The 11249-nt window shown below is 34.7% G+C and carries 9 protein-coding genes and 1 tRNA gene; 6 read left to right on the top strand and 4 right to left on the bottom strand.

Features of this window, described 5'->3' with window-relative positions; genetic code table 11:
* Positions 1–313: 313 nt before the first annotated feature.
* Positions 314–1873 carry a circadian clock protein KaiC gene (gene kaiC, locus F6K18_RS13715; RefSeq protein ID WP_287521538.1) on the top strand — a complete coding sequence of 520 codons (1560 nt, stop codon included), beginning with the start codon at positions 314–316 and terminating at the stop codon, positions 1871–1873.
* A 437-nt stretch (positions 1874–2310) separates the two neighbouring features.
* On the opposite strand, the gene F6K18_RS13720 is transcribed toward kaiC, so the two are convergent.
* Positions 2311–2382, bottom strand: a tRNA-Val gene (locus F6K18_RS13720).
* Positions 2383–2495: 113 nt separating this feature from the next.
* Between F6K18_RS13720 and F6K18_RS13725 the strand changes: the two genes are divergently transcribed.
* Complete coding sequence (locus F6K18_RS13725) at positions 2496–3113, top strand: metal-binding protein (protein WP_287521540.1); 618 nt, start codon at positions 2496–2498, stop codon at positions 3111–3113.
* Positions 3114–3492: 379 nt separating this feature from the next.
* On the opposite strand, the gene F6K18_RS13730 is transcribed toward F6K18_RS13725, so the two are convergent.
* Both F6K18_RS13730 and F6K18_RS13735 read right to left on the bottom strand, forming a co-directional pair.
* Positions 3493–3945 carry a diguanylate cyclase gene (locus F6K18_RS13730; protein WP_287521542.1) on the bottom strand — a complete coding sequence of 151 codons (453 nt, stop codon included), beginning with the start codon at positions 3943–3945 and terminating at the stop codon, positions 3493–3495.
* 84 nt (positions 3946–4029) lie between these two features.
* A complete protein-coding gene (locus tag F6K18_RS13735) occupies positions 4030–4425 on the bottom strand; it encodes a hypothetical protein (protein WP_287521544.1) in 396 nt (131 codons plus the stop codon).
* 331 nt (positions 4426–4756) lie between these two features.
* Here F6K18_RS13735 and F6K18_RS13740 point away from each other — a divergent pair, with 331 nt between their 5' ends.
* From F6K18_RS13740 to F6K18_RS13755, 4 genes are all read left to right on the top strand, one after another.
* Positions 4757–5854: a permease gene (locus F6K18_RS13740; RefSeq protein ID WP_287521545.1), complete on the top strand. Its 1098-nt coding sequence runs from the start codon at positions 4757–4759 to the stop codon at positions 5852–5854.
* 323 nt (positions 5855–6177) lie between these two features.
* A complete protein-coding gene (locus F6K18_RS13745) occupies positions 6178–6984 on the top strand; it encodes a TIGR03943 family putative permease subunit (RefSeq protein WP_287521547.1) in 807 nt (268 codons plus the stop codon).
* The gene (locus tag F6K18_RS13750) at positions 6974–7096 is read left to right on the top strand and encodes a hypothetical protein (RefSeq protein WP_287521549.1); all 123 of its coding nucleotides are present in this window, start codon (positions 6974–6976) and stop codon (positions 7094–7096) included. Before F6K18_RS13745 ends, F6K18_RS13750 begins: the two co-directional genes overlap by 11 nt.
* A 248-nt stretch (positions 7097–7344) precedes the next feature.
* Positions 7345–8904 carry a hypothetical protein gene (locus F6K18_RS13755; protein ID WP_287521551.1) on the top strand — a complete coding sequence of 520 codons (1560 nt, stop codon included), beginning with the start codon at positions 7345–7347 and terminating at the stop codon, positions 8902–8904.
* Between the two features lie 726 nt (positions 8905–9630).
* Here the strand turns inward: F6K18_RS13755 and F6K18_RS13760 are convergent.
* Positions 9631–10338, bottom strand: a complete 708-nt coding sequence (locus tag F6K18_RS13760; RefSeq protein WP_287521553.1) for a hypothetical protein — start codon at positions 10336–10338, stop codon at positions 9631–9633.
* Positions 10339–11249: the final 911 nt, after the last annotated feature.

The following is an 11249-nucleotide window of genomic DNA, read 5'->3' on the forward strand; positions in this document are numbered from 1 at the left end:
ATGGCATTTAACGAAGTCAGAACTCAGAAGTCAGAAGTCAGAAGTCAACCCACCCCTACTGCCTCCCAGGAGGGGATTTGGGGGATTTGAGCAACTCTCCAAAAATATTTCGCCTTAAAAAGCGGGGTTCTAGACCCATATTATTTTTTTTGATAAACTTTTGCCTGAAGACAAAAGCCAGAGAGCATATTTCTCTATAATCCTACCAAAATTAAAAACGCCGTACATAATGATGCGACAATCCTGATATATGTAGATATACTTATATATTTGTGGATAGCTAAAATTTTTTTAATATTCCAAAGATAAAAATATGAATGAAAATAGTGAACCTATTAAAAGAGATGGAATAGCAACAGTAGGAGTTGAGAAGATTCGGACTATGATTGAGGGGTTCGACGACATCAGTCATGGGGGGATGCCAGTTGGCAGAACCACATTAGTAAGTGGTACATCTGGAACTGGTAAGACATTGCTTGCTATTCAGTTTCTTTATAATGGAATTATCTATTTTGATGAACCAGGAGTATTTGTAACCTTTGAAGAATCTCCCCACGATATTATTAAAAACGCCTACAGTTTTGGTTGGAATTTACAGAAATTAGTTAATGATGGGAAATTATTTATATTAGACGCTTCTCCCGATCCAGAGGGGCAAGATATAGTAGGAAATTTTGATTTATCTGCCTTAATAGAAAGAATTCAATATGCCATTCGTAAATACAAAGCAAGAAGAGTTTCTATTGATTCAGTAACTGCTGTATTTCAACAATATGATGCTGCTTCTGTAGTCAGAAGAGAAATATTTCGTTTAGTTGCCCGACTCAAACAAGTTGGTGCAACTACAATTATGACTACTGAAAGAGTAGAAGAATATGGTCCAGTAGCCAGATTTGGAGTAGAAGAATTTGTCTCGGATAATGTTGTTATAGTTCGTAATGCTCTAGAAGGCGAGCGTAGAAGGCGAACCATGGAAATCTTAAAACTTAGGGGGACAACCCACATGAAGGGGGAATATCCATTTACGATTACTAATGATGGTGTAAATATATTCCCACTAGGAGCAATGCGACTGACTCAACGTTCTTCAAATGTTAGAGTTTCCTCTGGAGATGAAGTTCTAGATAAAATGTGTGGAGGTGGTTTCTTTAAAGATTCAATCATATTAGCAACTGGAGCTACAGGTACAGGAAAAACTCTTTTAGTAAGTAAATTCTTAGAAAATGGTTGTACAAATAATGAACCTGCGATGCTTTTTGCTTATGAAGAATCTCGTGCTCAATTATTTCGTAATGCCTATTCTTGGGGTATAGATTTTGAAGAATTAGAAAAAAAGGGATTATTAAGAATCTTGTGTAGCTACCCAGAATCAGCAGGTTTAGAAGACCACTTACAGATTATTAAATCAGAAATTGCCAACTTTAAACCTTCTAGAATAGCTATTGATTCTCTATCTGCTTTAGCAAGAGGAGTAAGTAATAATGCTTTTAGACAATTTGTGATTGGGGTAACTGGTTTTGCCAAGCAAGAAGAAATAACAGGCTTTTTTACTAATACAACGGATCAATTTATGGGGTCTCATTCTATTACAAATACTCATATTTCTACTATTACTGATACTATCATCATGCTACAGTATGTGGAAATTCGTGGTGAAATGTCCCGCGCTATTAATGTCTTCAAAATGCGTGGTTCATGGCATGATAAAGGAATTAGAGAATATACAATAACATCAAATGGTCCTGAGATCAAAGATTCCTTCCGTAGCTATGAAAGAATTATTAGTGGTTCTCCCACTAGAATTGTAGTTAACGAGAAAAGTGAATTATCTAGAATAATACAGGGAGTTCAAGAGAATATACCAGAAGAATAGGATAGAATTTCAACAATTAATAATTAACTATTACCTTTACCTTTCATTGCATTGAAAAGAAGAGGGTTTACTAAAAGGAAAAATTTTTCTTGTTTGCTGCTTGTAGAGTGACAGTCCGTGGCGTAGCTAGGCAGAAGCTTTAAACCTTGATTGTCCGGTAAAATAAAATTTGGTATGGCGATCGCCTTTGTGGAAATCAAAAGTAATAAGTACCTATACAAATATATCCATTTTCATTAAGACTGGGACTTTCACTTCAAAGTAGATATGCTGCTCTTAGAAGTTGTCTAGTCCACTAAAGTCAAAACTAATATAGCCAACATTTCATTTCACAGAGACCGGCAGAAAAGGAGAAAATCAAAAAGGTATAAATTATAATTAAATTTAGGAATCAAAAATGATTACCATAAACTTAACTAATACCTAGATTTATTTTATGGGCGGTACTGGATTTGAACCAGTGACATCCTGCTTGTAAGGCAGGCGCTCTACCGCTGAGCTAACCGCCCAACTTTTATAAGTATAACACATCTTACTAAATATGCAAGTAAAAAAAAGTATCTTTATATCTGCTAAGTTTGATAAATATATTCTGCATTTTTTGGCCTAGATTAAATCTGCTATGCCCAGTGGCCACACCCATGACCGAATAACCTTGTGGAGTTTACCCATAGTAACAAGTTTAAGCTTTGGGTTAATTAATAGTACCCATTTAACATTATTTGTTTCTGGGGGTTTTTTGTTCAGTGGGCTAATGTTTGGCCCTGATCTGGACATTAATTCTCGGCAATTTCAACGATGGGGTTGGTTTAAGTGGCTTTGGCGACCCTACCAAAAAAGTCTGAATCATCGTTCCTTTTTATCTCACGGACCGATAATTGGTACTGCAATACGATTGCTATATCTTTTGACATGGCTGGGAGTGGTGGTTGTATTTGGTTTAATTATAGATGAATTACTGGCACTGGAATGGAGTATTTTAGAGTTTGTGGAAAGCTTGTGGCGATCGCTTTCTCTAAATTATCAAGAAGTAATTGCTTTATTAGTGGGTCTAGAACTTGGTGCAATGAGTCATTCTGTTAGTGACTGGAGTAGTTCAGCTTATAAACGTTTCAAAACTAAAGGTCTATCTAGCTTACTTCCCAAGGTCAAACCTCAGAAACAGCGACGTAAGTCTACTCCTCGTAAATCAACTTCCCCAAAAGTCGTTCCTCCTAAAAGTCGTCGTACTCAAAAATAAAATTAGTTGATTCCAGAAATCAGAACCAGAAAATTAGCTTAACTATTCAAGCAATATTTAGATTATAGGGAATAGGGAACATCGGAATCTGGGAATAGCAAACTGTAAAAGGGTTTTAGGATTGAAAAATGTCCGCGCCCAATTCTTGTAGTGCTAATATCATGTCTCTTTAAATACCCACAAATAACATTTATTAGGGAATTAGGTAGTAGAGGGTACATAGTACAGAGTAGGGGGATTTTTGATAGATTCTCAAGATAATTGATGAAGATCATTAATATTTACGTCTAATTAATGAGACCTGATATAAAAGTAGATGCTGCCAACTAATAAAATAAAAATTTGAAACAAAATATTTTGTGATATAATTTATCAACAGCTAACCTGAACTAAGGAGAACGCGATCGCGGCCTTTAATTTTAGCTTGATAAAGTGCTCGATCTGCTTCATAAATTAATGCTAATGCTTCTCGTGATCCACCCAATTGAGGTACAGTTGTGGCGAGTCCTAAACTTAAAGTTACAACTTTTGAGGTAACAGAAGCTTGATGAATAATATTTAATGACTTGACATGAGAACGAATTTGTTCAGCTACAGAAACAGCATCAATAGCATTTATCTTGGATAAAACTATAGCAAATTCTTCTCCTCCATAACGAGCTACTAAATTTTCCTTATTTGTTTGAAGTGACATTTGAACAGCTTGATTGATTGCCAAAGCTACTTGTTTGACACATTTATCTCCAGCTTGATGACCATAAGTGTCATTGTAACCTTTAAAACAATCAATATCTGCCATGATGACGGAGATAGAGTTCTGTCCTTTAGACATTTGTAACCACTGTTAAGCTAGATATTCGTCAAATGTTCTACGATTAGCAACTTGAGTCAAGGCATCTAAAGAAGCTTGAAGCTCTCATTCTTGGTGAGCTTTCTCCAATTCTTGATAAAGTTCATGGAGTAAATTACTGGCCAATTGATGAATATGACATTGAGCTATCAGCAGATGATGGACATCTAAAATTCTGTAGACATAGGGTTCGATTTCAACCACAATTAGTTCATAAGCTTGGTTAGTTGGTCTTTGTAAAGCGGTACTACTAGCTTCTACAACTGTAGTATTTCCAGGCATAAGCAAAAAATCTGTATAAGCGAATTCATACAAAGTCTTTAAAGACCTTTTCAAAAATAGTTCTCGTCCAAAAGGGCAACTCAGATACTCCAAAAATCGCTGTCGGGAAATCATTCCTGAGATATGTCCCTTTTCAGTTAAGATTATTCCTGGCAATCTTGGTTCAGCTTCCAATCTCAAAGCAGCTACTTCTCCTGATTGATTACTATCAACATAAATTTTGTACAGTTAACTCCTGAAAAGTTTTTGGCAGGGAGTTTTCCAGAGGTGGTAAGATCAAGAACTTAAAGCTAGATAAGTTAACCATAAAATTTAAATATTATTTATTTGTCGAAAGAAATTGTATATACCTAGAGAGGCTAATTATTCTAGATTACTTTAGTATATACTCACATTGTAAATATTATGTATAGTTATTTAAAAAATTAATATCGATCCCTAGGCGATTATTGAACCAAAGAAAATACTTAGGAAAAAAAGTTTAAAGAGTAAATCTAAAGTAAATATAAAGATGGCATCAACGCTGACAAATCAGTTGAATAATGCTTTCACCCTCTTTCTTAGTTTATTGGTAGAAGCAATACCATTTTTACTGTTGGGGGTGATTTTATCCGGAATATTACAGTGGTTTATTGATGAACGTAAATTAATTACATATCTGCCTAAAAACCCTCTTTTAGGAGCATTTGTCGGTAGTTTAGTTGGTTTTTTGTTCCCGGTATGTGAATGTGGTAATGTTCCGGTTGCTCGACGTTTATTACTACAAGGTGTGCCAGTTTCAGTAGCAATTGGTTTTTTATTGGCAGCTCCAACAGTAAATCCCATAGTAATCTGGGCCACTTGGACTGCTTTTAGAGACCAGCCAGAAATAGTGGTATTACGAGTGGTATTTTCTCTGGCAATAGCAACAATTATTGGTTGGGTATTCAGCGTACAAAAGGATATGCGACCATTATTGCAACCTAAAACTGCTCGTCTATTGCCTAGACCTCAACAGTCAGTTTCTCAAAAAGTTGAAACTTCTCCTCTTTTACAGTCAGGAACATTTTTTCTAGGTCAATCTACCACGTCTATGCCCCTTGAGTCTATCCCACTTTGGCAAGTAGAAGCTAGTACTATTAATCAAAGTCCACTAGGTGTGAGTAGTCAAACTACTTCTAACAAAGATATAAGCTGGAAATCTCTGTTCGTTGCACCTGATAGACAGCGACTTTTATCTTTGTTAAATAGTATGGTGCAAGAGTTACAAGACTTAGGTGGAGTGTTAGTTATTGGTAGCGCGATCGCTGCAATGATTCAGGTTGCTGCACCCCGTGAATTTATTCTGAGTCTTGGTCAGAGTCCTATTAGTTCAATTATTGCTATGCTGACTTTGGCCGCAGTGGTTTCTATTTGTTCGACTGTGGATGCTTTTTTTGCTTTGTCATTTGCTGCAACTTTTACCAGTGGTTCCCTATTAGCTTTTTTGGTTTTTGGACCGATGATTGATATCAAAGCTGTTGGTTTATTATTATCAGTATTTCGGTCGCGGGTTGTAATTTATTTAATGGTATTGGCAGCACAATTAACATTTATTATGGCTTTGATTGTGAATTTATATTTGAGTTAAATTAACTTATAGCAGGGAACAGGGAACAGGCAACAGGCAACAGTAGGAGTAGGAGTAGGAGTAGGAAAATTCTCTGTCTAAGCTTGATCATTAGCATAAGTAAAACATCAACAATAAAACACCAACTCGTTCCTTGCTATATTATTTACATAAGTGGGGCAATTTTAATCAAGGGAACAGGGAACAGGCAACAGTAGGAGTAGGATTAGGAGTAGGAAAATTCTCTGTCTAAGCTTGATCATTAGCATAAGTAAAACATCAACAATAAAACACCAACTCGTTCCTTGCTATATTATTCACATAAGTGGGGCAATTTTAATCAGATGAAAGTTTACAAGTCACTTTTTTCCCTACTCAAAAAATATAGTTCTTGGATAGATGCTATAGCAATTTTTGTTTGGGGTTTTATGTTATTGCATTATTGGATGACAAGCAAGTTATACATATTAATTCATCCTCGTTATTTTGGTTTAACAGTGGGAGCTGGAATTGCTTTACTCTTATTAGGTGGATTGAAAATTTTAGAGTTATGGAGTATTCGCAAAAGTCAAAGATTGAAGAGACAATCAAAACAAATATTAACCAGTATTGAAAATCAGCATATTAATCTTTTTCCTCCTGGTTGGAGTAGTGGTTTATTATTAATATCAGCTCTACTAGCATTGATGATTACTCCTCAAGTTTTTGCTAGTCAAACAGCATTACAAAGAGGTTTAACAGAATCTTTGCCAGTTACTAGAACTCAACCTCAAGAATTTCGTAGTGCTACTAAACCAGAAGAGCGATCACTGATTGAATGGATTAGAATTTTAAATGTTTATCCAGAACCAGATGCTTATAATGAGCAAAAAGTTGAAGTAACTGGGTTTGTAATTTATCCTCCTGGATTATCTGAGCAATATTTTTGGATATCTAGATTTATTTTGACTTGTTGTGCTGCTGATGCTTATCCAGTAGGATTACCAGTTAAATTACCAGAAGGCAGAAGTCGGAGTAAATATCCTCAAGATGGTTGGTTGAAAGTTGAAGGTAAAATGATTACTGATGAGCTGAATAGTCAACGTAAACTAACAATTTCTCCATCTAAAATTGAACCAATTCCTAAGCCGAAAAATCCTTATGATTATTGAAGAAGGAAGAAGGAAGAAGTGGATGGGGACTCAAACCACAAGAAATTTTAAACACTATGTAGACGGTGGGATATTAAACTCAAAAGAAAAAGATAATATTATCTCCGCTTAATCATAGCATCTCACAAATAATCCTCTATAAATATTAAGAATAAGTCTTCAAACGGTAGTAAACACTATTATGATTAAGCACAATTTTCAACTCGTCCGAAACTTTTATCAAAATAATTGGGTCGCGCAGCCCCACCTTTTAAGGCGAAATATTTTTTTAGGGTTGCTCAAAATCCCTGTAACAAAAATAACTTCTGATTTATAACTTCTGACTTCCTTCTTTAACTGTGGGATATAAAGGAAAAATAAATGGTAAATTTAAGAAAAAAAATTAATCATCTATTTCGCGAAAATCAAGACATTCTTTTAGAGGAATTACGACAACCTTTGGACAGAGTTGCTATTACTTTGATTCTCGGCTTAACTGTGTTAATTTGTCTGTTATTTGTGGGTGGTGGAAGTACAACTCCAAAAGTTAAAGACTTTAGCTGGCAAGACAAAAAAATAGGAGCTGAAGATACAGCTTTTATACTAAATTTTAATCGACCCATGAACCATGCAAGTGTTGAAAAAAATTTAACAATAGAACCACCTTTACCAGGAAAAGTGAGTTGGGCAGGTCGGAGAATGGCTTATACAATTTTAGAACCTGCTCCCTATGGTAATCAGTATAAAGTGAAATTATCAGGGGCAAAAGAAAAGTTTTATGGCTTGGATCAAGGGGAGGTAATGCAGCCTTTTCAAGGTCTATTTAGAAGTCGCGATCGCGCATTTGCTTATATAGGTTTTCAAGGAGAGGAAAAAGGCAGATTAATCTTAATTAATTTAACTAAAAAGCAACGGCCTATAATACTAAGTCCGAAAAATTTAGAAGTAATGGATTTTAAATTTTTTCCCCAAGGTGAAAAGATTTTATTTTCGGCAGTTGAAAAGCAAAATGAAGTTCCGACTCTGATAGAACAACAAATATATACTGTGACAACTGGGATTAATTTTACTCCTGGAGATGCCAAATTAAAATCATCAGAAGTTGCAGGTAAAATCGAAAAAGTTCTTGATAATTTAGAATACCAAAACTTGAAATTTGATTTATCTGCTGATGGTCAAAAAATTGTTATTCAACGAGTAAATAGAAAAGATGTTTTCGATTCCGGTCCGTGGGTATTAGAATTAGGAAAAGAAGCACAACATTTAACAAATAAAGATGGAATAATTCAAAAAGGTGGAGACTTTTTAATTACCCCAGATAGCAAAAGTTTAGTAATTTTACAAGGAGAAGGAACCTCCATTTTACCAATAAATCCAGAAACAGATTCAGAGGATTTAATATTCTTACCAAAATTTGGAACAGTATTAAATTTTGCTCCTGATGGTTCCATGGCAACCATGGTAAAATATAATCAAGATGGGACGCGATCGCTTTATATTGTGACTAATCAAGGTCAAGAGCGAGAGGTATTACGAACTCGTCCTTATGGTAATATTCTCAGTGCAGAATTTGACCCGAATAAAAGAATTCTTTATTGTTTATTAACTCAAGTAGTAGAGAAGGAAGAAGAATATCAAGAACAACCTTATATCGCAGCATTTTATCTTAAGAGAAATTTGTTAAGACCTTTGGTTATTTTGCCAAACCAACAGGAAGTTAATATGGATTTATCACCAGATGGTTTAGCATTATTATTTGACCAAATGGTGACAATATCAAATCAAGAAGAACAAGAACAAGAAAATACAAAAAACACTAGAAAAATTAGTCGTTTATGGATGTTACCTTTAGACTCAAAAATGCCAGAAGATGATTCCCAGTGGCAACTTAAACCAGAAGAGTTGCCTCTAACTGGTATTCATCCTAAGTGGTTGCCTTAGCTATTCTATTTATATTAAGTCAGGTACATCAGTATTTTGAAGAAAAAGTCAGAATTCAGTAGTCAGAAAAATGCGGTCGATGGAGATTCTCACCTCACCAAGCGTATTTGCAGCGTCTAGACAGTGGGGTATTAAACCCATAAGGGATAAAGATAAAGCTCAATTCAACAACTAATAATTAACAATTAATAATTATTCGGTCAGGAAGAAGGAAGAAGATTTAAAATCAAGAAAAAGTAGATATTACCTAAGTTTTTACACCAACGATACCAAAGGACATGATATTATACCAACTAGACAGTGGGGTATTAAACCCATAAGGGATAAAGATAAAGCTCAATTTAACAACTAATAATTAACAATTAATAATTATTCGGTCAGGAAGAAGGAAGAAGATTTAAAATCAAGAAAAAGTAGATATTACCTAAGTTTTTACACCAACGATACCAAAGGACATGATATTATACCAATTTGATAAATATTTGCTACAAATAACTAGGTTATTTCTTAGAATTAAACCCACCCCTAACTCCTCCCAGGAGGGGAAGTTACCGAGTCAGAATTAATAGCTTTAATACTATTTATTAGGTTGTAATTTATCTTTTTCGTCCAAGAGGCATCTCCTTTAAAGCCTTTTAACTGCCCAAATTAATTCGTAACATTCTTTTTCCAAATTGGTATTATCAATTTTTTCCCTAGAGTAATACCTACTCCTGCGATCTAAAATTAACCCTTATTGTTAATGTGAAAATTAACTTGTAACTCTGCACTTAACTCACCTAAATAAGTTAATAAACCATAGATAAAAACCACACATCCCATCATTTCCATTACTTCTTCTACGGTGGCTAACATTGCGTAAACTAAATTCTGCTGACCATCAATTCCATCATAGTAACTTCCGACCATTTCCATACCCAATGCACCACCCACATATAAACTAATAGCAATTAAGAAATATCGGCGCAATTGCTTTGGTAAATATAATATAAATTTCCAATATTTCCAGATAAAAATTATTACTAAAACTGTTCCAGGAATTACCCACACTGAATGCCAGAAACTGGGAAGATTTAAAGTATCTGCTAAGTCATCAATAATCAAAATTTCATGGATGCTAGCTATTTCGTCAAATGCTAATAGAAAGAAGATGATTGAGAGAATTTTCCACTGTCGCCAGAAACGGTCAGACAGCGATTTTTTTATGGCAAAAATTCCGCGAATAATTAATCCACAAGATATTAACATTAAAGCTGAATACCAAGTTGGAATATTCATTTCCCGGTCGAGATTAAATAATCTTGTCCAGGGTTCACGGTAATCAAAAATGTATTTACCTATCTGAATGGCGATGCTGCATATAGTTAAAAATATCACGCCAAAAGTTAAGTATTTAGCAATTTTAAAGGGAGAAATTGTGATTTGAAATTTCATTTACAGCAGTTTTGGGAGAATAGGGAATAGGGATGAAGATTATACCTCACTATCTTAAAAAGTGCTTGAATAAAATTTCAATCAGGAAAAAGTAATAAGTAATATTTTGTCCCATTATAAATAAGAGACTAGGGAGTAGAAAAGAGAAAGAAGCTAAAAAAAGATAAGGCCGGAGAATATTTTTTGTTCGCGTCAGCACACGCGGAGTTTGATCGTACTATCTATTAAGCGGATATGATATAATATAAAGAATGAGAAAAATTTTTCAAAAGAGTAGTTTTTTCTACTTGATGATTGTTCCTGTAAAACTTAGATAAAATCAGGTATCTAATTTTGCTTATTGCCAAATTGGTGGGAATTATCGAATAAAACATGTGTCATATTTGAGAATATTTAAAAGTGTCAAATATGGCAAAAGATAATCAATCTAAAAAAGATCAAAATGGTAATTATTTACCTAATAGATCGGTATATCGGCAATGCGATCGCCTAAAGGTGTGCTTAACTTATTAGTATCTGGATAAAACCCAGAATATGAAGCGAAGAGTTATCATAAATTGTGTTTAATTCCAAACGACAGAAAGCAAAATCATATTTTTGGCTGTCGCCTACATGTTTGCGCAGCATGACCTAGGAAAAAGCACAGCAATGAGTAGCAAAGTTTGGTAATTTCAAGGTGTAACCTAAGCGCATCGCCGGGAAAATTTCAAATACCTACCTTATCTTAATATTTACTAGGCCTTACTACAAAAGTTTGGGTTGAAGATGAGAGCCTGGGGGTTTCAACCCCTGGATGAAACATGAGCCACGGGATTGATCCCGTACTGTCCTACACAATTGTGTAGGGTTGTGTTATCATTAATCCTACTATGAGTAAATTAACTTTGACACTAAAACTACCTTTTGATCGC

It is taken from the genome of Okeania sp. SIO2C2 (assembly GCF_010692625.1).
Taxonomy (GTDB): domain Bacteria; phylum Cyanobacteriota; class Cyanobacteriia; order Cyanobacteriales; family Microcoleaceae; genus Okeania; species Okeania hirsuta.

Coding starts and splice junctions, on each gene's coding strand:
- kaiC (WP_287521538.1), top strand. CDS start 314: ATGAATGAAAATAGTGAACCTATTAAAAGAGATGGAATAGCAACAGTA.
- F6K18_RS13725 (WP_287521540.1), top strand. CDS start 2,496: ATGCCCAGTGGCCACACCCATGACCGAATAACCTTGTGGAGTTTACCC.
- F6K18_RS13730 (WP_287521542.1), bottom strand. CDS start 3,945: ATGTCTAAAGGACAGAACTCTATCTCCGTCATCATGGCAGATATTGAT.
- F6K18_RS13740 (WP_287521545.1), top strand. CDS start 4,757: ATGGCATCAACGCTGACAAATCAGTTGAATAATGCTTTCACCCTCTTT.
- F6K18_RS13745 (WP_287521547.1), top strand. CDS start 6,178: ATGAAAGTTTACAAGTCACTTTTTTCCCTACTCAAAAAATATAGTTCT.
- F6K18_RS13750 (WP_287521549.1), top strand. CDS start 6,974: ATGATTATTGAAGAAGGAAGAAGGAAGAAGTGGATGGGGACTCAAACC.
- F6K18_RS13755 (WP_287521551.1), top strand. CDS start 7,345: ATGGTAAATTTAAGAAAAAAAATTAATCATCTATTTCGCGAAAATCAA.
- F6K18_RS13760 (WP_287521553.1), bottom strand. CDS start 10,338: ATGAAATTTCAAATCACAATTTCTCCCTTTAAAATTGCTAAATACTTA.